The sequence below is a fragment of the Streptomyces sp. NPDC051909 genome (genome assembly GCF_040681095.1).
In the GTDB taxonomy this organism is placed as follows: Bacteria; Actinomycetota; Actinomycetes; order Streptomycetales; family Streptomycetaceae; genus Streptomyces.
Genome location: NZ_JBFAYA010000015.1, coordinates 84,793 through 106,674, shown reverse-complemented (window position 1 = coordinate 106,674; position 21,882 = coordinate 84,793). Strand labels below are relative to the sequence as shown.

The following is a 21,882-nucleotide window of genomic DNA, read 5'->3' as shown; positions in this document are numbered from 1 at the left end:
GAATTTAATCGGCAGTTGAGCACCGATCGATCTGAACAATCACAAAAAAGTTCAGTGATATCAGCCAGATCGTGCGACACACCGGCCCAATTGGCCGATGCCCTCACCCGAACCCCTCTACCGTGTGAAGCGTGAGCAGCAGCGGCCTCATCTACGCAGTCATTGTCGGGGCCTGGGCCGCCTACTTGGTGCCGATGTGGCTCCGCAGGCAGGACGAGCTGAACGAGGCCCGTCCGACGGAACGCTTCAGCACCGCCATCCGGCTGCTGTCCGGACGGGCGGGCATGGAGCGCCGTTACGCCAAGGAGCTCAGGGACCGGGACCGCGCGGCCGACGACCCGGCATCCGACGTCGACCCGGACGCGGCGACCGAGCATCTGAGCTCGGTCGACGTCCGGGGCTTCTGTGCGCCCGCGGCCAGAACGGAAGCCCGCCTGGAGATGCCGGAGGAGGCCCCCAAGGCCCCCGCCCCGGCTCCGGCTCCCGCCCCGGCTCCCGCCCCGGCTCCCGCCCCGGCGCGCCGCGGATCGGGCTCGGGCTCGGGATCCGGCGGTGGCGCGGCGGCCGAGCGGGCCCGCCGGAGCAAGGTCCTGGCCCGGCGCCGGCGCACCACGGTGCTCCTCTTCCTCGCCTTCACGCTCGGCGCGGTGGTCGCGGCCGTCGGCGGCCTGGCCTTCCTGTGGGCCCCGGCCGCCCCGGCCCTGCTGCTCAGCGCGTACATCGTCTATCTGCGGGTCCAGGAGCGGCGGCGCTTCGTGTACGTGATGGACCGCCGCAACGCCGAGGCGGCCGCCGCCCGGCTGCGCGAGAGCCGTCGCCCGGCGCCGACGCCCGAGCCGGAGCCCGCCCCGGCGCCGGCCGCCGAGCCGGCCGTCTCCCCGCAGGAGGCGGACCGCCGGGCGCTCGTCGAGCAGACGGACCACGCCGAGTGGGTCGACCAGCAGCGCGAGCGCGGCCCGGCCCGCGGCGACAGCTGGGACCCGGTCCCGGTCCCGCTCCCGACGTATGTCACCGCCCCCGTCGCCCCGCGCGCCTCCGGCGGTGTCGACATCACGGACCCGGAGACCTGGAGCTCGGCCCGCTCCTCCACGGCGGCCGACCCGGCCCCGGCCCCCGCCCCGGCCCCGCGTCAGCGCACCGCCCGCCCGCAGGCCCGCCGCGACCACGGCCGCACCCCGCTCTTCGACCAGTACGCGGACGACGACCGCCCCCGCGCGGCCAACGAATGACCGGCCGGTTGACGGGCGCGTTGACCGGTGCGTTGACGGGCTCGTTGACCTGCGGGGGAACGGATTTCCTCGTACTGCGCTCGGGATGCTAATGTTTCACACGTCGCAGGGGCCTGTGGCGCAGTCCGGTAGCGCACCTCGTTCGCATCGAGGGGGTCAGGGGTTCGAATCCCCTCAGGTCCACAGACACGAAGAACCCGCCCGATCAGCAGATCGGGCGGGTTCTTCGCTGTATGCGCCGCCAGTGTCAGGACGTCAGGAACTCTGAGCCTTGTCGTAGAGGTTCTGGGCGTCCGTGCCGAAGTACGGGCCGAACATGCGGTTGGGCAGGAAGGTGTAGCCGAAGCTGTTCACCGAGGACTGGAGGCCGGTGCCCGTGGACTCGTCGAAGGACGTGAACCAGGGGCCGCCGCTGGAGCCGCCGGTCATGTTGCAGCCGAGCGAGTGGTCCTGGGAGAACAGGAAGTCCTTCGAGGAGTTGCCCGAGCAGTAGACGAGCTTCGTGCCGTCGTAGGGCGAGGCGGCCGGGAAGCCGAAGGCGTACATCGGCTTGTTGTAGGCGCCGTTGAACTGGATCCCCTGGGCGCCGGTGACCGAGGTGAGGGTCTGGCCGTTCAGCGGGGCGACGACCGCGGCGCCGACGTCGTAGTTGATGTCCTCGCTCGCCTCCCACTGGGGGGTGGTGAGGGTCCTGGCGGCGGTCCACTGGCCGTAGGGCGCGTTGCCGTTGGCATACGCCGGGACGAAGACCCAGTTCGTGTGCCAGGCGCCCTGGTACTTCACGCAGTGGCCGGCGGTGATGACGGTGCTCGCGTTCTTGCTGGTGACGGCGTTGCCGGAGCAGGAGGCCGTGCGGCCCTGGAAGGTGAAGAACACCCGGCCGGACGTCTTCACCACCGCGCCGCCGCCCGTCCACGCCCCGCCCGCCTGCGGGAAGGAGGCGGGTGAGACAGCGGCGGGGGCGGAGGCGGAATCGGGGGCCGAGGGTGCGACGGTCGCCGGGGCGGCCGCGCGCGGGACCTGGCGCAGCGCGCCCGGAGCGGCCGTCAGGTCCAGCGGGACGGCCGAGCGCATCCGTTCCGGGGTCCAGAAGCCGGTCGCCCGGTCCTGCTGGGCGGTGGTGAACGAGTGGCCGGTGTTTCCGGCGGCCTGGGGCGTCGGTGCCGTCTGGAGTGACGGGGCGGCCTGGGGTGACGGGGCGGCCTGGGCCGCTCCGGCCGACGCGAGTCCGCCGGCGACGAGGGCGCCGGCGGACAACAGTACGGCTGTGGCGAAGCGATGGCGTCTCACGCATGTCTCCTTCTGCCGAGGCAGGTGGGGATGAGAACGGTGCGGATCGACGTGCGTGGGCAGAGTGCCAGAGCCGGGCGCGCTTGTCAGGGCCCTGTCACGGCCATTCTCGGGCCGGGTCCGCCCTGCGTGCGCTGGCGGGTCAGAGCGCCTTCGCGAAGCAGCGGCTGTTCGGGTACTCCCGGTAGAAGCCGAACTTCTCGCAGGGCTCGTAGCCGCACGAGGTGTAGAGCGCGATGGCCTCCGGCTGCGCGGTGCCCGTCTCCAGGACCATGCGGCTCCGGCCGGCCTCGCGGGCGTCCGTCTCCAGGGCGGCCAGGATGCGCCGCGCGAGCCCCAGGCCGCGCGCCTCGGGTACCACGTACATGCGCTTCAGTTCGGCGTCGCCGTCGGCGTAGCCCTCGTCGTTGGCGTCCTGGGTGCGCCAGCCGCCGGTCGCGACGGGGCGGCCCTCGGGGTCGTACGCGAGCAGGTAGAGGCCCTGCGGCGGGGCGAACATCGACGGTTCGAGGTGTGTGAGATCGCCCTCACCCTCGCCGTCGTCGTCCGCGTAGCGCTCGGCGTATTCCAGCTGGACGGCGTCGTTCAGCTTGACGGCGTCGGGGTGGTCGAAGGGTGTGGGGCGAATGTCCATGCTGTCAATCGTATGTCTATGCGATGCGCCGAGGGAGTCCGGACGCCGGTTGTCGGTATTCTCCCGGGATGCTCACCGTGACGACTGCGAATGTCAATGGTCTCCGAGCCGCCGCCAAGAAGGGCTTCGTCGAATGGCTGGCCGGGACCTCCGCCGATGTGGTCTGCCTCCAGGAGGTGCGTGCCGAGGAGGCGCAGCTGCCCGCCGAGGTCCGTGGCCCCGAGGGCTGGTTCACCGTCCACGCGCCCGCCGCCGCCAAGGGCCGGGCCGGGGTGTCGCTCTACACGCGGCGCGAGCCGGACGCCGTACGCGTCGGCTTCGGCACGGCGGAGTTCGACGACAGCGGCCGCTACGTCGAGGCCGACCTGCCCGGTGTCACCGTCGCCAGCCTCTACCTGCCCTCCGGCGAGGTCGGCACCGAGCGCCAGGATGAGAAGATCCGCTTCATGGACGCCTTCCTGCCCTATCTGAAGGAGCTGCGCGAGCGGGCCGCCGCCGACGGCCGCGAGGTCGTCGTCTGCGGCGACTGGAACATCGCCCACCGCGAGGCCGATCTCAAGAACTGGAAGGCCAATCAGAAGAACGCCGGCTTCCTCCCCGAGGAGCGGGACTGGCTGAGCCGCGTCCTCGACGAGGGCGACGGCGGTTACGTGGACGTGGTCCGCGCCCTCCATCCCGAGCAGGACGGCCCGTACTCCTGGTGGTCCTACCGTGGCCGCGCCTTCGACAACGACAGCGGCTGGCGCATCGACTACCAGGTCGCGACGCCCGGGCTCGCCGCCAAGGCGGTCAAGGCGTACGTCGAGCGGGCCGCCACCCACGCGGAGCGCTGGAGCGACCACGCGCCCGTGACCGCGGTCTACGAGCTGTAGCGCACACGCGCGTTCCCGGCACGCGTTCTCGGTACGCGTTCTCGTTACGTGTTCTCAGACGCCGCCGTGCATCCGCCGGTCCAGGGCGAGGGAGAGTTCCGCCTCCACCACGCTCTTGGCCAGCGGGCGCAGCCGCTGGACGTCCTTCTCGGCGGCGTACTTCCCGAGTAGTTCGGCGAAGAGCTCCGCCAGCGCCTCCGCGTGCTCGCGCACCCGGCCGCCCGCCTCCAGGACGGCGGCCAGCGGGACGCCCTCGCGGACGAGGGCGGAGGAGACGTCGAGCAGACGGCGGCTGACGTGGACGATGTCCTCGCCGTCGGTGGCCAGGTAGCCGAGGTCGAGCGCGGCGGCGAGGTTCTCCGGGGTGACCTCGCCGGCGAAGTGGTCGGCGAGCTCCTCGGGTGTGAGGCGGACGGGCTCCTCCTCCGTGGGGGTGCCCAGTTCCAGGACCTCGCCGACGTTCCGGCCGGACTCGAAGGCGGCGGTGAGGTCGGCGATGCCGTTGAGCGTGTGGCCGCGTTCGAGGAGGGCGGAGATCGTCCGCAGCCGGGCCAGGTGGTGGGCGTCGTACCAGGCGATCCGGCCCTCGCGGCGGGGCGGCGGGATGAGGCCGCGCTCGCGGTAGAAGCGGAGGGTGCGGACGGTGATGCCGGCGGCGGCGGCGAGTTCGGCCATCCGGTACTCGCGGGGCGCGGGCCCGTCCGAGAGGTCCGCCGCCCCCGTGGGCGTGCCGGCGTGCGTACCCGTGGGCTGCGCCGCGTCCATCGTGTCCGCCTGGTCCGCCTGGTCCGCCTGGTCTCCCGATCGTTCTGCCACGCCCGCCAGCCTATGTTGTACCGCCGGTAACTTTCCCCGGCCTTACCCCTACCGCTCGGTATGCCGCTGCTCTACAGTCCCGATTGTGCCAGTGATTGCTGGCGGAATCTTGGCCGGGCGCACGGGAGGCGGCATGGCGAAGCACGAGCACGTACGGGTGGCGGTGATCGGATCGGGATTCGGCGGCATCGGAGCCGCCGTCCGGCTGCGCCGCGAGGGCATCACCGACTTCGTCGTCCTGGAGCGGGCCGACTCCGTGGGCGGCACCTGGCGCGACAACAGCTACCCCGGCTGCGCCTGCGACGTGCCCTCCCACCTCTACTCCTTCTCCTTCGCGCCCAACCCCGACTGGCCCCGCACCTTCTCCGGCCAGCCCCACATCCGCGCGTACCTGGAGCATGTCACGGACACCTTCGGGGTCCGGCCGCACCTGCGGCTGAACCACGAGGTCATGAGGATGACGTGGAACGAGGACGAGCTGCGCTGGGAGATCGAGACCAGCCGCGGCAGCTTCTCCGCCGATGTCGTCGTCTCCGCCACCGGCCCGCTCTCCGATCCCAAGATCCCGGACATTCCGGGGCTCGCCGACTTCACCGGCAAGGTCTTCCACTCCGCCCGGTGGGACCACGACTACGACCTGACCGGCAAGCGCGTCGCCATGGTCGGCACCGGCGCCTCCGCCATCCAGATCGTGCCGTCGATCCAGCCGAAGGTCGGCAGGCTCACCCTCTTCCAGCGCACGGCCCCGTGGGTCATGCCGCGGATGGACCGGGCCATCAGCGCCCCCGAGCGCTGGCTGCACCGGCAGCTGCCGTTCACCGCGACCGCGCGCCGCGGCATCCTGTGGGGCATCCGCGAGCTCCAGGTCAGCGCGTTCACCAAGCGGCCCGACGAGCTCGGCCTGGTCGAGCGGCTCGCCAAGGCCAACATCGCCCGGGCGATCAAGGACCCGGCGCTGCGGGCCAGGCTGACCCCCTCGTACCGCCTCGGCTGCAAGCGCATCCTGCTGTCGAACACGTACTACCCGGCACTCGCCCAGCCCAATGTGGACGTCGTCGCCTCCGGTCTGAAGGAGGTCCGCGGGAACGTGGTCGTCGCGGCCGACGGCACCGAGACCGAGGTCGACGCGATCATCTTCGGTACGGGTTTCCACGTCACCGACATGCCGATCGCCCCGCGCGTCATCGGCGCCGACGGACGCTCGCTCGCCGACCACTGGAAGGGCGGCATGGAGGCGCTGCGCGGCGCGACCGCCGCCGGCTTCCCCAACTGGATGACGATCATCGGCCCCAACACCGGCCTCGGGAACTCCTCGATGATCCTGATGATCGAGTCCCAGCTGAACTACATGGCCGACTACCTGCGCCAGCTCGACGTGCTCGGCGGGCGCACCGCTCTCGCCGTCCGCCCCTCCGCCGTCGGCGTCTGGAACCGCCGGGTGCAGAAGCGGATGGAGAGGACCGTGTGGAAGTCGGGCGGCTGCGAGAGCTGGTACCTGGACGCCAACGGGCGCAACACCACCCTGTGGCCGGGCACCACCGGCGAGTTCCGGCGCGAGACGCGGACCGTCGACCTGTCCGAGTACGAGGTGCTGCGCGCGCCCGCGAAGCCCGCGGCCGGCCGCCGCGCCACCCGCAGGAAGGAGGCCGTCCAGTGACGCGCGACCTGATGGTCACCTCGGCCGACGGCTCGGCGATCCATGTCGAGGTGTACGGCCCCGAGGGCGCCCCCGCGGTCGTCCTCGCCCACGGCTGGACCTGCTCCACCCGCTTCTGGGACGCGCAGATCCACGCCCTGTCCACCGACCACCGGGTCATCGTCTACGACCAGCGCGGTCACGGCGGCTCCCCGGCGCCCGCGCTCGACGCCGGCGCGCTCGACGGCGGCGGGAAGGGCTACTCCACGGAGGCGCTCGCCGACGACCTGGAGGCCGTGCTCGCCGCGACCCTCGGCCCCGGCGAACGGGCCGTGGTGGCCGGCCACTCCATGGGCGGCATGACGATCATGGCCGCCTCGCGCAGGCCCGTCTTCCGGCAGCACGCCGCGGCGGCCCTGCTGTGCTCCACCGGGCCCTCGCGGCTGACGGAGGAGGCCCTGGTCGTACCGCTGGCGCCGGGCCGGCTGCGGACCCGGATCACCGCCGCCGTCCTCGGCTCGAAGGCGCCGCTGGGGCCGGTCACGCCGGTGTCGAAGAAGGTCCTGCGGTACGCGACGATGGGACCGGGCTCGGCGCCCGAGCGGGTCGACGCGTGCGCCCGGATCGTGCACGCCTGCCCGCGCGGCGCCCGCCACGGTTGGTCGCAGGTGCTCGCCTCGCTCGACCTGGAGGTCGGGCTGCGGGAGCTGAGGCTGCCGGTGGCCGTGCTCGTCGGCACGGACGACCGGCTCACCCCGCCGCGCCACTCGCGGGCGATGGCGGGCGCGCTGCCGCACTGCACGGGGCTGGTGGAACTGGCCGGCATGGGGCACATGACGCCGGTGGAGGCCCCGGAGGCCGTCACCGCGCAGATCCGCGAACTGACGCTCACCTACCTGGGCGTGAAGGAGAACGAGGAGGCAGGGGCATGAGCAGGGTGAGCCTGGAAGGACAGGTGGCGGTCGTCACCGGCGGCGCCCGTGGCGTCGGTGAACTCCTCGCCCGCAAGCTCTCGGCGCGCGGCGCGAAGATCGCGCTGGTCGGCCTGGAGCCGGAGCTCCTGAAGGAGGTCGCCGGCCGGCTGCACACCGAGGCCGACTGGTGGCACGCCGATGTCACCGACCACGAGGCCATGGCCAGGGTCGCGGCCGAGGCGAAGGAGCGGTTCGGCAAGGTCGACATCGTGGTCGCCAACGCCGGTGTCGCGGCGGGCGGTCCGTTCGTCGACTCCGACCCGGTCGCCTGGCGGCGGGTCATCGAGGTCAACCTCATCGGCGGCGCCGTCACGGCCCGCGCGTTCCTGCCGGTCCTCATGGAGTCCCGCGGCTACTTCCTGCAGATCGCCTCGCTCGCGGCGATGACCCCGGCGCCGATGATGACGGCGTACTGCGCCTCCAAGTCCGGTGTCGAGGCCTTCGCGCACAGCCTGCGCGCCGAGGTCGCCTACAAGGGCGTGAAGGTCGGCGTCGGCTATCTGTCCTGGACCGACACCGACATGGTGCGGGGCGCCGACCAGGACGACGTGATGCGCGAGCTGCGCTCGCGGCTGCCGTGGCCGTCGAACCGCACCTACCCGCTCGGCCCGGCCGTCGACCGGATCGTCGCGGGCGTCGAGCGGCGCTCGGCGCATGTGTACGCCCAGTGGTGGCTGCGCGGGATGCAGTCCACCCGCGGCTATCTGCCGGGCATCATCGCCTCCGTCGGGCAGCGCGAGATGCGGCGCTTCGAGCCGCGGCTCGGGAGCGTCGGCAAGGGCCTGGTCGGCGCGGGCGGCGCGGCGGACGAGGAGGCGCGGCAGGAGCGGGTGTGACGGCCGCGCGGTGACAGTCCGTAATTGATCGAAATGCACGGGATGTTCCGTCGTGTCAGTCTGGTCGAGGCCCAAGGGGCGACACGCCCCGTCTCCCTCACACCCTTCTAGGAGTGAACCTTCATGGGCATCAAGGACGACATGCAGGGCAAGGCGCAGCAGGCCAAGGACAAGATGCAGCACGCGATGGGCGGGGCCAAGGACCGGGCCTCCGAGCGCGCGTCGCAGGCCAAGGGCCGTGCGAGGTCCGAGGACGAGCGGCGTCGGCAGCAGGAGGACCAGGACCGCCTCGACATGGACTACGACGCCTGACGCCGTCCTGTGAGGAAGGCGCACCCGGGACGCCGGGTGCGCCTTCGCGTGTGCGCGGGGCCTTCGCTCTCGCGTGTGGGGGACGGGCCTGTGGATAACTTCCTGCACGGAATCACGAAGTTACGTACCGTGATCCTCATGTCCGAGAATGAGGCAGCAACCGACGCGGCGACGTTCGTACTCGAGCGGCTGCGACCTGACCACGCGCCCGCCCTGCTCGCCTTCGAGCGGGAGAACCGGGCCTTCTTCGCCGCGTCCGTGCCCGACCGCGGGGACGCCTATTTCGAGAAGTTCGCCGACCGGCACGCGGCTCTGCTGGCGGAACAGGAGATCGGGACGATCCGCTTCCATGTGCTGGTGGCGGGGGACGGGGAGATAGTCGGGCGGTTCAACCTCGTGGACATAGCCGACGGCGGCGCCGAACTCGGCTACCGGGTCGCCGAGAAGGCCACCGGGCGCGGGGTGGCGACCGCGGCGGTACGGGAGCTGTGCGTCCGGGCCCGCGAGGAGTACGGGCTGAGCCGGCTGACCGCCGCGACGACCCTCGGCAACGGGGCGTCCCGGGCGGTGCTCGCCCGGGTCGGCTTCGGTGCGGTGGGCGGGGTGACGCTCGACGGCGACCAGCCGGGGATCGCCTACGAGCTGGACCTCGGCGGCAGCTTGGGCCGGGAGCGGTCCGGCACCTCCTCGTAGCCGGGCGGGCTCGCGGGCGGGTTCTCGTCGAGCAGGGCCAGGGCGACGTGCACGGCGTCGTCGAGCTGGGCGTGCCGGCCCTCGGCCCAGTCGAGGGGGGTGCGCAGCACGGCGAGGTCGGGGGCGACGCCCTGGTTCTCGACGGACCAGCCGTATTCGGGGAACCAGGCGGCGTTCATCGGCACGGTGATCGTGGTGCCGTCGCCGAGGGTGTGACGGCCCGTCATGCCGACGACGCCGCCCCAGGTGCGCTGGCCGACGACGGGGCCGAGGCCGAGCAGCTTGAAGGCGGCGGTGATCATGTCGCCGTCGGAGGAGGTGGCCTCGTCGGCGAGCGCGACGACCGGGCCGCGTGGGGCGTTGGAGGCGTAGCTGACCGGCTGGGCGTTGCGGGTGAGGTCCCAGCCGAGGATCTTGCGGGTGAGTTTCTCTATCACCAGCTCGCTGATGTGGCCGCCGGCGTTGCCGCGCACGTCCACGATGAGGGCCGGCCGGGAGACCTCCATCCGCAGGTCGCGGTTGAACTGGGCCCAGCCGGAGCCGCCCATGTCGGGGATGTGGAGATAGCCGCAGCGCCCGCCGCTGATCTCGCGGACGACCGCGCGCCGCTTGCTCACCCAGTCCTGGTAGCGCAGCGGGCGTTCGTCGACGAGGGGGACGACGGCGATCCGGCGGTAGGGGCCCCCGCCGCCGGCGGGGGTGAAGGTGAGTTCGACGGTGGTGCCACCGGTGCCGGAGAGGAGGGGATAGGGGCCGGCCACGGGGTCGACGGGGCGGCCGTCGACATGGGTGAGGACGGCGCCCTCGCGGATGCCGGTGCCGGCGAGCGGTGAGCGGGCCTTGGAGTCGGAGGAGTCGCCGGGCAGGATCCGCTTGACCGTCCAGCCGTCGTCCCGGGGTACGAGGTTGGCGCCGAGCAGACCCTGCGGGCGCTGGTAGTGGGCGGGGCCCTCGTTGCGGCGGGCGGGGCTGACGTACGCGTGCGAGGTGCCGAGCTCGCCCATCACCTCGCGCAGCAGGTCGGCGAACTCGTCGGGGGAGGCGACCCGTTGGACGAGGGGGCGGTACTGGTCGAGGACCGCCGTCCAGTCGACCCCGCCCATGTCCGGCTCCCAGAAGTAGGCGCGGACGATCCGGCCGGCCTCGTCGAAGGCCTGCCGCCACTCGGCGGCCGGGTCGACCTCGTGCACGATGCGCCGCAGGTCGAGGTAGACGGTGGAGTCGCTGTCGCCGGACTCGGTGGACGGGACGGCCCGCAGCTCGCCCTCGTCGACCACGACGAGGCGGGAGCCGTCGCCGCTCACCGCGAACCAGTCGAGATGGCCCACGAGTTCGGTCTTGCGGGCCTTGGGGATGTTGTAGTGCTCCAGCGTGGGGCGGGGGGAGGGATCGGAGGGATTGGCGAAGGTCTCGCCGAGTGCGCCGGAGATCGGCCAGCGCAGCCACACCAGGCCGCCGCCGGCCACCGGCTTGAGGGCGGAGTACTTGGAGGCGGTCACGGGGAAGGGGTGGACCCGCTCGGGGAGGCCCTCGATCTCGACGGTGACCGTGCCGTCCCCGGCGCCCGCTTCCTCGTCGGCGGGGTCCATGCCGCCGGCGGCGGGCCTGCCGTCGGGGAGCAGCGCGAAGGGGGAGGGGGTCGCGGAGGAGAGCGGTACGAGATAGGGGCGGCAGCCCAGCGGGAAGGACAGGTCGCCGGTGTGCACGTCGTACACCGGGTCGAAGCCCCGCCAGGAGAGGAAGGCGAGGTAGCGCCCGTCGCGGGTGAAGACCGGGTTCTCGTCCTCGAAGCGTCCGTTGGTGACGTCGACGACGACGCGCGGGCCGGGGCCCGCGATGCGGGCCATCTTGATGGAGCGCAGCGAGCGGCCGATGCCCGGGTGGGACCAGGTGAGCCAGGCGCCGTCGGGGGAGAAGGCGAGGTCGCGGACCGGCCCGTTGACGGAGCGGATCAGCTCGGTGACCTTGCCCGGAGTCCGGTCGGGCGGGGTGCTCTCCGTGGCCTCGGTGCTCCCGGTGCTCCCGGTGCTCCCGGTGCTCCCGGGGTTCTCGGTGGCCTCGGTGCTCTCGGCGGTCGCGGCGGTGCCCTCGGGGGTGGGCGCCGTGGCGGGTTCCGGGGCGGGCTCCGTGAGGTCCGGTTCCTCGTCCTCCGTCGCGTCGATCAGGAGGAGGCGGCCGTCGCTGGAGGCGATGGCGAGACGTTCGCCGTCGGGGTCGGAGACGAGCTCCTCGACGCGGCCGAGTTCGCCGGAGGCGAGGCGGCGCGGGGGGCGGTCGCCGCTGGCCCGGGGGAGGTAGGCGATCTCGACGGCGTCCTCGCCCTCGGCGTCGGTGACATAGGCGACCTGGCCGCCGCTGCCCAGCATCTCGGGGAGCCGCACGCGGACCCCCGGGGTGTCGGCGATGGTGCGGGCGGGGCCGTCGCGGTGGGTCAGCCAGTAGAGGCTGCCGCGCACCGAGACGGCGCTGGCCCGGCCGGTCTCGTCCACGGACAGGGCGTCCACGTGGTGGGCGGCGGGCACCTGGTAGGGGCGGCGGCCGGTGCGCGGGCCACCGAGGCGGACGTCGAGGCGGCGCGGGCGGGAGCCGGCGGTGAGTTCGTCGACGATCCAGAGTTCGCCGGCGTGCTGGTAGACCACCCGCTGCCCGTCGCTGGAGGCGTTGCGGGCGTAGAACTCGTCGTGGTCGCTGTGGCGGCGCAGGTCGGTGCCGTCGGGGAGGCAGGAGTAGAGGTTGCCGATGCCCTCGTGGTCGGAGAGGAAGGCGATCCGGGTCCCGCCGCCCTCGCCGGGCGGGGCGGTGACGAACATCGGCGAGTCGAGGTGCCCGTCGATGTCCGGGAGCAGCCGCCTGCCGTGCAGCCACAGCCGGCCCATGGCGCCGCCGCGGTAGCGCTTCCAGGAGGCGGGCTCGTGCGGCGGGGTGCCGGTGAGCAGCAGGGTGCGCCGGTGTCCCGCGGAGCCTTCGGCCTGGGCGGTGCCCCCCTGCGGATCGGCGGCGTCGAGGTCGGCGACGGCGATGTCGGTGACCGGGCCCCAGGGCAGTTTGCTGCCGGGGGAGCCGTCGGTGGAGACGGTGTAGGCCCAGGAGAAGTAGGAGAAGGGCTGGCCGTGGGAGGAGACCGCGAGGATGTCGGACCGGCCGTCCTGGTCGGGTGGGGACCAGCCGCAGACCCGGGTGTCGGTGGAGCCCCAGTAGGTGAGCCGCCGGGAGGGCCCGCCGTCCACCGGCGCGAGATGGATCTCCGGATCGAGGCTGCGCCAGTTCGTATAGGCGATGTGGCGCCCGTCCGGGGAGAAGCGCGGGTGCCCGACCCGGGTCCGGTCGGCGGTGATCCGCCAGGCGCGGCCGGGCCGGTGGCCCTCGGGCACGAGGGGGGCGACCCAGAGGTCGTCCTCGGCCGCGAAGCACAGCAGCTCGCCGTGGAGGTGCGGGAAGCGGAGATACGCGCGGTCGTCCGTCACCTCCTCATGTTTTCCGCGAGAAGGGGGTGAAGCAACTCGTACGTCAGTCCGGGGTTGAGTGCCGGGGCTGTGTTTCACGACACGTACGAAACGGTTTCGTTTCGTTGGGTGCGCGGGTAAGGTCGTGGTGTACGAAACCGTTTCGTTCGGCTCGGCCGAACGCGAGGAGGCCGGTCATGGCAGCACGCAGCAGGCTCACCCCCGAGCGGGAGGCCGAGCTGTACGAGGCCGTGCTCGACCTGCTGCGCGAGGTCGGTTACGACGCCCTCACCATGGACGCCGTCGCCACCCGCACCCGGTCCAGCAAGGCCACCCTCTACCGCCAGTGGGGGAGCAAGCCCGAGCTGGTCGCCAGGGCGCTGCGGCACAACAAGCGGGTCTCGCTCGGCGAGATCGACACCGGCAGCCTGCGCGGCGACTTCGACCAGATCCTCGCGAACTCCGACGACTGTCAGATGGAGAAGGACTCCGCGCTGATGCGGGGCCTGGCCCATGTCGTCCACGACAACCCCGAACTGCTCCAGGCGCTGCGCGAGCTGCTCGTCGAGCCCGAGATGACCGGCCTCGACGAAGTCCTCCAGCGGGCCGTCCGGAGGGGTGAGATCAGAGCCGACAACCCGGCCCTGAAGCTCGTGCCCCACATGCTGATCGGAGCGTTCATCGCCCGCCCGCTGATCGAAGACCAGTCGGTGGACTCCGCGTTCCTCCGCAGCTACGTCGACGCCGTCGTGCTCCCCTCACTCGGCGCCTGACCGCACCTCTCGCACCACCCGCACCACCTGACTGCGCACCGCTCACGCCGTCGGGCCGGCTCCCCATGCCCTTGTCCCACCCGAAACAGGGAGTACGCCCCCGTGGCCACGTTCCTCTACAAGCTCGGCCGCTCCGCCTTCCGGCGCCGACGGCTCGTCGCCCTCCTCTGGGTGGCGTTGCTCGCGCTCGCCGGAGTCGGGGCCGCCACCGCGCCCGCCGCCACCTCCAGCTCCTTCTCCATCCCCGGCACCGAGGCACAGCGCGCCTTCGACCTGCTCGAACAGCGTTTCCCCGAGGCGAGCGCCGACGGGGCCACCGCCCGCGTGGTCTTCAAGGCCCCGGCCGGCCAGAGCATGCAGGACCCGGCGAACAAGGCCAAGGTCGCCAAGACCGTGGCCGCGCTGAAGACCGGCTCCGACCAGATCGCCCGGGTCACCGACCCGTACGCGGCCCAGGCGGTCTCCCGCGATGGTTCGACCGCCTACGTCTCCGTGGCGTACAAGGTCAACGCGATGGAGCTGACCGACGAGACCCGTGACGCGCTCAAGGAGACCGGCCGGGCCGCGCAGGGACAGGGGCTGACCGTCGAGATCGGCGGCGACGCGCTCCAGAGCATGCCGGAGCAGGGTGCGAGCGAGGCCATTGGCATCGTCCTCGCGGGCATCGTGCTCGTCATCACCTTCGGCTCGCTCGTCGCGGCCGGGCTCCCGCTGCTCACCGCGGTCATCGGCGTCGGCATCGGCGTCTCGACGATCACCGCGCTCGCGAACGTCCTGGACCTCGGCACCACCACCTCCACGCTCGCGTCGATGATCGGCCTCGCCGTCGGCATCGACTACGCCCTCTTCATCGTCTCCCGCTACCGCGCGGAGCTCGCCGAGGGCCACACGAAGGAGGAGGCCGCCGGGCGCGCGGTCGGCACGGCCGGCTCCGCCGTCGTCTTCGCCGGACTCACCGTCGTCATCGCCCTGGTCGGCCTGGCCGTCGTCAACATCCCGATGCTGACGAAGATGGGCTTCGCCGCCGCCGGCACGGTCGTGATCGCGGTCCTCATCGCGCTCACGCTCATCCCGGCCCTGCTCGGCTTCGCCGGCGACAAGGTCGTCAGCCGGAAGCAGCGCAAGGGCACGGCCAAGGCGAGCGACAAGCCCAACGGCGGCACCCGCTGGGCCCGTTTCGTCATCCGCCGCCCGCTGATGGTGCTCGTCGTCGGCGTCCTCGGCCTGGGCGCGATCGCCGTGCCCGCCGCCTCCCTGGAGATGGGCCTGCCGGACGACGGCGTGAAGCCCACCTCGGCCACCGAGCGCCGTGCGTACGACCTGCTGTCCGACGGCTTCGGCCCCGGCTCCAACGGCCCGCTGCTCGTGGTCGTCGACGGCGACAAGGCCGCCGCCGACAAGACCGTCACCACCATCAAGAGCGTGGAGGGCTGGGCGGCCGTCACGCCGCCGACCCCGAACAAGGCCGGCGACGCCGCGATGATCACGGTCGTCCCGAAGGACCGCCCGTCCTCCGCGGAGACCGAGCGGCTGGTGCACGACATCCGCGACGCCACCGGCGACGACGTCCTGGTCACCGGCGCCACCGCGATGAACATCGACTTCTCGCAGAAGATGAACGACGCCCTGCTGCCCTACCTGGCCCTGGTCGTCGGACTCGCCTTCCTGCTCCTCATGGTGGTCTTCCGCTCGGTCCTGGTCCCGCTGAAGGCGGCCCTCGGCTTCCTGCTCTCCGTGGTCGCCGCCCTCGGCGCGGTCGTCGCGGTCTTCCAGTGGGGCTGGCTGGGCGGCGTGTTCGGCGTCGAGCAGACCGGCCCGATCATGTCGATGATGCCGATCTTCATGGTGGGCGTGGTCTTCGGTCTCGCCATGGACTACGAGGTCTTCCTGGTCACCCGGATGCGCGAGGCGTACGTCCACGGGGCACGCCCCGGCGAGGCGATCGTCACCGGCTTCAAGCACAGTGCCCGGGTGGTCACCGCCGCCGCGGTGATCATGATCGCGGTCTTCTCCGGCTTCATCGGCATGGACGACCAGATGGTCAAGATGATCGGCTTCGGCCTGGCGGCCGCCGTCCTCTTCGACGCCTTCGTGGTCCGCATGGCGATCGTCCCGGCCGTCCTCGCGCTGCTCGGCCACAAGGCCTGGTGGCTGCCGAAGTGGCTCGGCCGCGTGCTGCCGAACGTCGACGTCGAGGGCGAGAGCCTGGCCGCCGCCGCCGCCGCCGCCCCCGCCGCCGGGGCCGCGCCGCCCGCCGAGACCGAGAAGGAGCCGGCCAAGGACTGGGAGCGAGAACTCAGCCGTGAAGGCGAGGGCTCGGACTTCGCCAGCCTCTGAACTCCGGGGCCGCCGCTGAGCGGGCGGCGCGCCCCGGAACGCGCCGGGACCCGTGGGGACGGGGAACCGCCGCGGCCCGTACGCCGTCAGCGCGCCGACATGGCCGCGCCGACGGCGTACGTGTGCCTGAGGAAGCGCAGCAGGGCGGTGGTGTCGAACTGGACGACGGCGACGCCGTCGTCCGTGTGGAACTCGACCACCGTCTGCACCCGGCCGCACGGCCACACGCGTATGTCGCCGCGGCGGGCGGGCGCGCGCAGCCCGGTCTCCAGGAGGCTGCGCGGGAAGGACCACTCGATGTTGCCGGGGAAGACGAAGCGCACGGTGGCGGGTTCGCTTCCGGGGTCGAAGCGGAGGGCCACCGGCACCGGCCGCGAGAGCGGGGCGTCGCTGATGATCCGGCCCTTGGCGTGGTCCTCGACTTCTCGGTCATCAACGGCGCGGGGCATCGGGCGGCTCCTCACACTCGTACGCGACACACGTTCGCGCGGTTAGTCCTCAATGTCCCACTCTTCCGGGGCGCGCGCCCGGCCAGGGAAGGCTCCTCACTCCACTCCTGACCCCTACGCGCTCTTGCAAACCGTTCGCAGGAACGCTTTATCATTCGGGCGTGCATGTACCTGACGGATTCATCAACGCCCCCGTATCGGCCGCCGCCGGTGTCGTCGCCGCCGGCGCCGTCGCCGTCGCCCTGCGCGGAGCCCGCCGTGAGCTCGGGGGCGCCACCAGTGCCGGAGGCTACGGCGGAGAGCGGACGGCCCCGCTCGCCGGCCTGGTCGCGGCGTTCGTCTTCGCCGTGCAGATGCTCAACTTCCCCGTCGCGGCCGGCACCAGCGGACACCTCCTGGGCGGCGCGCTCGCGGCGATCCTCGTCGGCCCGTACACCGGCGTCCTGTGCATAGCCGTCGTCCTGCTCATGCAGGGGGTCCTCTTCGCCGACGGCGGCCTGACCGCGCTCGGCGTGAACATCACCGTCATGGGCGTGGTGACCGTCGTCGTCGCGTACGCGCTCTTCCGCGGCCTGGTCCTCGTCCTGCCGCGCACCCGCCGCTCGGTGACCGTCGCCTCCTTCGTGGCCGCCCTGGTCTCCGTACCGGCCGCCGCCTCCGCCTTCACGCTGATCTACGCGATCGGCGGCACCACCGACGTACCGCTCGGCAAGGTGCTCACCGCGATGGTCGGCGTGCACGTCCTCATCGGCGTCGGCGAGGCCGTGATCACCATGCTCACCGTCGGCGCGGTCATCGCCGTCCGCCCCGACCTCGTGTACGGCGCCCGCGGCCTCACCGCCCCCCTCAAGCTGCGCGTGGACGGCGAACTCGTCGACGCGGCACCCGTGGCGCGGCCCGTGCCGGTGGCCGCCCGCTCCCCGAAGAAGCTGTGGATCACCGGTGTCGTCACCGCGCTCGTCCTCGCCGGCTTCGTCTCCTTCTACGCCTCCGCCAGCCCCGACGGCCTGGAGAAGGTCGCCGCCGACAAGGGCATCGACAGCAAGGTCGAGCCGCACGCCGCCGCCGACTCCCCGCTCGCCGACTACGGCGTCAAGGACGTCTCGAACGCGCGCCTCTCCGGCGGCCTGGCCGGCGTCATCGGCGTCGGCGCGACCCTCGCCGTCGGCACCGGCGCCTTCTGGGTCGTGCGCCGCCGCCGTACCGCCGACGTCGCGGAGGCCTGACATGGGGGCCGGGCATGCGCACAGGCTCTACCGGAGCGGGCGGTCGCCGGTTCACGCGCTGCCCCCGCACACCAAGCTCGTGGCCGTCCTCGGCTTCGTCGTCGTGGTCGTCGCCACGCCCCGTGAGGCGATGTGGGCCTTCGCCCTCTACGCGGTCCTGCTCGGCGCCGTCGCCGCGCGGGCCCGCGTCCCGGGCGGCTTCGTGCTCAAGCGGCTGCTGATCGAGATCCCGTTCGTCGCGTTCGCGGTGCTCATGCCCTTCGTGGTCCCCGGCGAGCAGACGCGGGTCCTCGGGATCTCGCTCTCCGTCCCCGGCCTGTGGGGCGCCTGGAACGTCCTCGCCAAGGGCACCCTCGGCGTCGCCGCCTCCGTGCTGCTCGCCGCCACCACCGAACTGCGCGAGCTGCTCCTCGGCCTGCAGCGGCTCAAGCTGCCGCCGCTGCTCGTCCAGATCGCCTCCTTCATGATCCGCTACGGCGACGTGATCACAGACGAGATGCGCCGGATGTCGATCGCCCGCCGCTCCCGCGGTTTCGAGGCGCGCGGCGTACGGCACTGGGGCGTCCTCGCGAAGTCCGCCGGGGCCCTCTTCATCCGCTCCTACGAGCGCGGGGAGCGGGTCCACCTCGCCATGGTCAGCCGCGGCTACACCGGCACCATGCCCGTCATCGACGAGGTCACCGCGAGCGCCGTCCAGTGGCGGCAGGCCGCCGCGCTGCCGCTCGCCGCCCTCCTGATCTGCCTCCTCGGATGGACCCTGTGACTGAGCACCCCGTGACCGAGCACCCTGTGACCGACCACCCCGTGACCGAGCACCCCTCCCTGGACGTGCGCGGCCTCGCGTACGCGTATCCCGACGGCCACCAGGCCCTCTTCGGCGTGAACCTGACCGTGGGGCGCGGCGAGCGGGTCGCCCTGCTCGGCCCCAACGGCGCCGGCAAGACCACCCTGGTCCTCCACCTCAACGGCATCCTCACCGGCGGCGCGGGCGGCGTGACCGTGGCCGGTCTCCCGGTCGGCAAGAAGCACCTGGCCGAGATCCGGCGCCGGGTCGGCATCGTCTTCCAGGACCCCGACGACCAGCTGTTCATGCCGACCGTCCGCGAGGACGTGGCCTTCGGCCCGGCGGCGGCCGGGCTGCGCGGCGCCGAGCTGGACGCCGTGGTCCTGGGGGCGCTGGCCCGGGTCGGCATGGAGGAGTTCGCCGACCGGCCCCCGCACCACCTGTCCTTCGGGCAGCGGCGCCGGGTGGCGGTGGCGACCGTGCTCGCGATGGAGCCGGAGATCCTGGTCCTCGACGAGCCGTCCTCCAACCTCGACCCGGCCTCGCGGCGCGAGCTCGCCGACATCCTGCGCTCCCTGGACGTCACCGTCCTCATGGTCACCCACGATCTGCCGTACGCCCTGGAGCTCTGCCCGCGCTCGGTGATCCTCAGCGAGGGCGTGATCGCCGCCGACGGACGGACCGCGGAGATCCTCTCCGACGAGGAGCTGATGGCACGGCACCGCCTGGAGCTGCCGTTCGGCTTCGTGCCGAGCGCGGTCGCCTGACCCGCGTACGGACCCCGGAATCGGCGGGCGAACCGTCGCGTTGCACGATGGGGGTCGTACGTACGAGAGGAAGCGTGGGTTCAGGTGGACGTCCGGGGCACGGTGGCGGCGGGATTCGAGCCGGTCAGGGACGCGTTCCTGCGCAACTTCGAGCAGCGCGGGGAGCGCGGCGCGGCCGTCGCCGTCTACCGCGACGGCTCCAAGGTCGTCGACCTGTGGGCGGGCACGCGCGACGTCGACGGCGAGGCGCCGTGGGCGGTCGACACCGCCCAGATCGTGCGCTCGGCGACGAAGGGCGTCGCCGCGGCCGTCCCCCTCCTGCTCCACCAGCGCGGCCTGCTGGACCTGGACGCGCCGGTGGCCACGTACTGGCCGGAGTTCAAGGCCGCGGGCAAGGAGCGGGTGACCGTACGGCAGTTGCTCGCGCACCGCGCGGGCGTACCGGTCCTCGACCGGCCCCTCACCCTCGCCGAGGCCGTCGACCTGCCGACCGCGACGGCCGCGATCGCCGCGCAGGCCCCCGCCTGGGAGCCCGGCACCGCCCACGGCTACCACGCGCACACCTTCAGCTGGCTGCTCGCCGGCCTGGTCCACCGGGTCACCGGCCGCACCATAGGCCGCTGGGTCGCCGAGGAGATCGCCCGCCCGCTCGGCCTCGACCTGTGGATCGGGCTGCCCGGGGACGAGGCCCACCGGGTCGGCCGCATCGGCCCGGTCGAGGAGAAGGAGCCCGCCGACAGCCCGGCGCTGCGGCTGCGCCCCAAGCCGGCCGTGACCGCCGCCTACCAGGACCCGCAGTCCCTCACCCGGCGCGCCTTCGGGGTGATCGACCCGCGCCCCGACGAGAACGACCCGGTGTACCAGGCCGCCGAACTGCCCGGTTCCGCCGGTGTCGCCACCGCCCGCGCCCTCGCCCGCTTCTACGCCGCCACCCTCGGCCCGGTCGACGGCAGCCCCCGCCTCTTCGCCCCGGCCACCTTGGCCCTGGCCCGTACCGAGGAGTCCGCGGGCCCCGACCGCGTCCTCGTCGTCGGCACCCGCTTCGGCCTGGGCCACATGCTCCACGGCCCGGCCTCCCCGCTCCTCGGCCCCGGCTCCTTCGGCCACCCGGGCCGCGGCGGCTCCCTCGGCTTCGCCGACCCCGACTCCGGCATCTCCTTCGGCTACGTCACCAACGGCATGCGCAAGACGGTCACGGCCGACCCGCGCGCCCAGGCCCTGGTCCGGGCGGTGCGGGCGTCTCTCTGAGCCCCGCCGGGAGCAGGCGCACCGCGTCCGCCGCCGGTGGCGAAAGACGAGACGCGTCGTTCAGCTCGGCCAGCGGGATCCACGCGGCCGCCTCGCTGGAGCCGTCCGTCTCGGGGACGAGCGGGCCGGCCGCGTCGTCCCCGGTGAGGGTGACGGCGTAGAAGAGCGCTGTGAGGTGCCAGCGGACGCCGCCGCGCTCGGCGGCGTAGGTACGGGCGTCGAGCAGGCGGATTCCGTCCGCGCCCGCCGTCAGTCCGGTCTCCTCGCGCAGTTCCCGGACCAGCGCCTCCACGGGCTGTTCCCCGGGATCGATCCCGCCGCCCGGCAGATGCCACAGTCCGGGCGCGAAGACGGGCGACGCCGCGCCCAGGCGGGCGAGCAGAAGCCGGTCCCGGTCGATGACGATTCCGTAGGCCGAGATTCGCGTGCGTACGTCAGGCACAGGCACGGGCACGGGCACGGGCACTGCACTCACGGGCGTTCCCCCTCAATCCTCAACTCGCGTACAGCATCAGGCCGATGCCCACCACCATCAGGCCCGCCGCCGCGACCCTCGGGCCGCCGAAGCGTTCCTTGAAGAGGAGGGCGCCGATGGCGGCGCCGACGATGATGGAGGACTCGCGGAGGGCGGCGATCGGGGCCAGGGGCGCCTTGGTCTGGGCCCAGAGGACGAGGGCGTAGGCGGCGACCGACATCGCGGCGCCGAGCAGGCCGCGGGCGGCGAAGGGGCGGAGTTCGGCGGCGAGGGTGGCAGGGCCGCGGCGGGTGAGGGCGTAGGCCGGGATGACCAGGCCCTCCAGGAGCATCAGCCAGGCGATGTAGCCGAGCGGGGTGCCGGAGGCGCGGACGCCGACGCCGTCGACGACGGTGTACGCGGCGATCGACAGGCCCGTCGCCCCCGCGGCTAGCAGCGCCGGCCAGTGTGGCCGGGCGCCCTTGCCGCGGATGCCCCACAGGGCCAGGCCGGTGAGGCCCGCGCAGGCGACGGCGACGCCGGCGAGCTGCCCGGCGTCCGGGATCTCGCCGACGAAGAGCGCGGCGAGCAGGGTGACCACCAGCGGCGCCGTGCCGCGCGCGATCGGGTACATCTGGCCGAAGTCGCCGAGCGCGAAGGACTTCATGAGCAGCGCGTAGTACGCGACGTGCAGCGCCGCCGAGGCGATCAGGGACGGCCACGCGCCGGAGGCGGGCAGCGGGGTGAGGCAGACGCCGACGAGACCGATGAGCGCCCCGCCGCCGGCGATCAGCGTGAAGGAGAGGAGCTGGTCGTGGATGCGCGCGGCGATCGCGTTCCAGCTCGCGTGCGTCACGGCGGCGAGCAGCACCGCCGTGACGACCAGCGGCGTCACGCCGAACGCTCCTCGGAGCGCTGGTCGGAGCGCTCGCGGACGTCCACCAGTGTGCCGCCCGCGTGGGCGATCAGTGTCTTCGGGTCGAGTGCGAAGACGCTGTGCGGGGTGCCGGCCGCCGCCCACACCACCTCGTGGTCGAGGCCGAACTCCCGCAGGGCCGCGGCGAACTGGGGATGCGCATCTGCGTGTGACGTCGTCATGGGCCCGCAGG

21 protein-coding genes and 1 tRNA gene are annotated in these 21,882 nt (G+C 72.8%); 14 read left to right on the top strand and 8 right to left on the bottom strand.

The window, feature by feature from the left end:
- Positions 1–131: 131 nt before the first annotated feature.
- Together glpR and AB0M18_RS23870 are read left to right on the top strand one after the other, a co-directional pair.
- A complete protein-coding gene (glpR, locus tag AB0M18_RS23875) occupies positions 132–1,229 on the top strand; it encodes a gephyrin-like molybdotransferase receptor GlpR (protein ID WP_365761201.1) in 1,098 nt (365 codons plus the stop codon).
- A gap of 109 nt (positions 1,230–1,338) precedes the next feature.
- Positions 1,339–1,412 (top strand) — tRNA-Ala (locus AB0M18_RS23870).
- Between the two features lie 72 nt (positions 1,413–1,484).
- Here AB0M18_RS23870 and AB0M18_RS23865 read toward each other — a convergent pair.
- Together AB0M18_RS23865 and AB0M18_RS23860 are read right to left on the bottom strand one after the other, a co-directional pair.
- On the bottom strand, positions 1,485–2,519 hold the full coding sequence (locus tag AB0M18_RS23865; protein WP_365761199.1) for a peptidase: 1,035 nt from the start codon (positions 2,517–2,519) through the stop codon (positions 1,485–1,487).
- A gap of 142 nt (positions 2,520–2,661) precedes the next feature.
- Positions 2,662–3,153, bottom strand: coding sequence for a GNAT family N-acetyltransferase (locus AB0M18_RS23860; RefSeq protein ID WP_365761197.1), 492 nt, complete (start codon positions 3,151–3,153; stop codon positions 2,662–2,664).
- Between the two features lie 68 nt (positions 3,154–3,221).
- Between AB0M18_RS23860 and AB0M18_RS23855 the strand changes: the two genes are divergently transcribed.
- Positions 3,222–4,025 carry an exodeoxyribonuclease III gene (locus AB0M18_RS23855; protein ID WP_365761195.1) on the top strand — a complete coding sequence of 268 codons (804 nt, stop codon included), beginning with the start codon at positions 3,222–3,224 and terminating at the stop codon, positions 4,023–4,025.
- A gap of 54 nt (positions 4,026–4,079) precedes the next feature.
- On the opposite strand, the gene AB0M18_RS23850 is transcribed toward AB0M18_RS23855, so the two are convergent.
- Positions 4,080–4,700: a MerR family transcriptional regulator gene (locus tag AB0M18_RS23850; protein WP_365761385.1), complete on the bottom strand. Its 621-nt coding sequence runs from the start codon at positions 4,698–4,700 to the stop codon at positions 4,080–4,082.
- Between the two features lie 274 nt (positions 4,701–4,974).
- On the opposite strand from AB0M18_RS23850, the gene AB0M18_RS23845 reads away from it, so the two are divergent.
- The 5 genes from AB0M18_RS23845 (at position 4,975) to AB0M18_RS23825 (ending at position 9,292) form a co-directional block, all read left to right on the top strand.
- Positions 4,975–6,498 carry an NAD(P)/FAD-dependent oxidoreductase gene (locus AB0M18_RS23845; protein ID WP_365761193.1) on the top strand — a complete coding sequence of 508 codons (1,524 nt, stop codon included), beginning with the start codon at positions 4,975–4,977 and terminating at the stop codon, positions 6,496–6,498.
- Between the two features lie 11 nt (positions 6,499–6,509).
- On the top strand, positions 6,510–7,409 hold the full coding sequence (locus tag AB0M18_RS23840; RefSeq protein ID WP_365761383.1) for an alpha/beta fold hydrolase: 900 nt from the start codon (positions 6,510–6,512) through the stop codon (positions 7,407–7,409).
- Complete coding sequence (locus tag AB0M18_RS23835; protein WP_365761191.1) at positions 7,406–8,287, top strand: SDR family oxidoreductase; 882 nt, start codon at positions 7,406–7,408, stop codon at positions 8,285–8,287. The genes AB0M18_RS23840 and AB0M18_RS23835 overlap by 4 nt, the downstream gene beginning before the upstream one ends.
- A gap of 123 nt (positions 8,288–8,410) precedes the next feature.
- Entirely contained in the window at positions 8,411–8,599 is a 189-nt protein-coding gene (locus AB0M18_RS23830; RefSeq protein ID WP_365761189.1) for a hypothetical protein, read from the top strand.
- 138 nt (positions 8,600–8,737) lie between these two features.
- Positions 8,738–9,292, top strand: a complete 555-nt coding sequence (locus AB0M18_RS23825; protein WP_365761187.1) for a GNAT family N-acetyltransferase — start codon at positions 8,738–8,740, stop codon at positions 9,290–9,292.
- On the opposite strand, the gene AB0M18_RS23820 is transcribed toward AB0M18_RS23825, so the two are convergent.
- Positions 9,235–12,756, bottom strand: a complete 3,522-nt coding sequence (locus AB0M18_RS23820; protein ID WP_365761185.1) for a S41 family peptidase — start codon at positions 12,754–12,756, stop codon at positions 9,235–9,237. The two genes, AB0M18_RS23825 and AB0M18_RS23820, sit on opposite strands and share 58 nt — an antisense overlap.
- Before the next feature lie 176 nt (positions 12,757–12,932).
- Between AB0M18_RS23820 and AB0M18_RS23815 the strand changes: the two genes are divergently transcribed.
- Together AB0M18_RS23815 and AB0M18_RS23810 are read left to right on the top strand one after the other, a co-directional pair.
- Positions 12,933–13,508, top strand: coding sequence for a TetR/AcrR family transcriptional regulator (locus AB0M18_RS23815; protein WP_365761183.1), 576 nt, complete (start codon positions 12,933–12,935; stop codon positions 13,506–13,508).
- Between the two features lie 102 nt (positions 13,509–13,610).
- The gene (locus AB0M18_RS23810) at positions 13,611–15,845 is read left to right on the top strand and encodes an MMPL family transporter (protein ID WP_365761181.1); all 2,235 of its coding nucleotides are present in this window, start codon (positions 13,611–13,613) and stop codon (positions 15,843–15,845) included.
- Positions 15,846–15,931: 86 nt separating this feature from the next.
- On the opposite strand, the gene AB0M18_RS23805 is transcribed toward AB0M18_RS23810, so the two are convergent.
- On the bottom strand, positions 15,932–16,294 hold the full coding sequence (locus tag AB0M18_RS23805; RefSeq protein ID WP_365761179.1) for an SsgA family sporulation/cell division regulator: 363 nt from the start codon (positions 16,292–16,294) through the stop codon (positions 15,932–15,934).
- A gap of 161 nt (positions 16,295–16,455) precedes the next feature.
- Between AB0M18_RS23805 and AB0M18_RS23800 the strand changes: the two genes are divergently transcribed.
- The 4 genes from AB0M18_RS23800 (at position 16,456) to AB0M18_RS23785 (ending at position 20,319) form a co-directional block, all read left to right on the top strand.
- Entirely contained in the window at positions 16,456–17,520 is a 1,065-nt protein-coding gene (locus AB0M18_RS23800) for an energy-coupling factor ABC transporter permease (RefSeq protein ID WP_365761177.1), read from the top strand.
- Between the two features lies 1 nt (position 17,521).
- Complete coding sequence (cbiQ, locus tag AB0M18_RS23795; protein WP_365761175.1) at positions 17,522–18,283, top strand: cobalt ECF transporter T component CbiQ; 762 nt, start codon at positions 17,522–17,524, stop codon at positions 18,281–18,283.
- Between the two features lie 41 nt (positions 18,284–18,324).
- The gene (locus AB0M18_RS23790) at positions 18,325–19,071 is read left to right on the top strand and encodes an ABC transporter ATP-binding protein (protein ID WP_365761381.1); all 747 of its coding nucleotides are present in this window, start codon (positions 18,325–18,327) and stop codon (positions 19,069–19,071) included.
- Between the two features lie 84 nt (positions 19,072–19,155).
- A complete protein-coding gene (locus AB0M18_RS23785; RefSeq protein WP_365761173.1) occupies positions 19,156–20,319 on the top strand; it encodes a serine hydrolase domain-containing protein in 1,164 nt (387 codons plus the stop codon).
- Here the strand turns inward: AB0M18_RS23785 and AB0M18_RS23780 are convergent.
- Genes AB0M18_RS23780 through AB0M18_RS23770 form a run of 3 tightly spaced genes read right to left on the bottom strand, consistent with a single transcriptional unit; the run spans position 20,264 to position 21,871 of the window.
- A complete protein-coding gene (locus AB0M18_RS23780) occupies positions 20,264–20,794 on the bottom strand; it encodes an NUDIX domain-containing protein (RefSeq protein WP_365761171.1) in 531 nt (176 codons plus the stop codon). The two genes, AB0M18_RS23785 and AB0M18_RS23780, sit on opposite strands and share 56 nt — an antisense overlap.
- A 19-nt stretch (positions 20,795–20,813) precedes the next feature.
- Complete coding sequence (locus tag AB0M18_RS23775; protein ID WP_365761169.1) at positions 20,814–21,668, bottom strand: DMT family transporter; 855 nt, start codon at positions 21,666–21,668, stop codon at positions 20,814–20,816.
- Positions 21,665–21,871, bottom strand: coding sequence for a hypothetical protein (locus AB0M18_RS23770; protein WP_365761405.1), 207 nt, complete (start codon positions 21,869–21,871; stop codon positions 21,665–21,667). The genes AB0M18_RS23775 and AB0M18_RS23770 overlap by 4 nt, the downstream gene beginning before the upstream one ends.
- Positions 21,872–21,882: the final 11 nt, after the last annotated feature.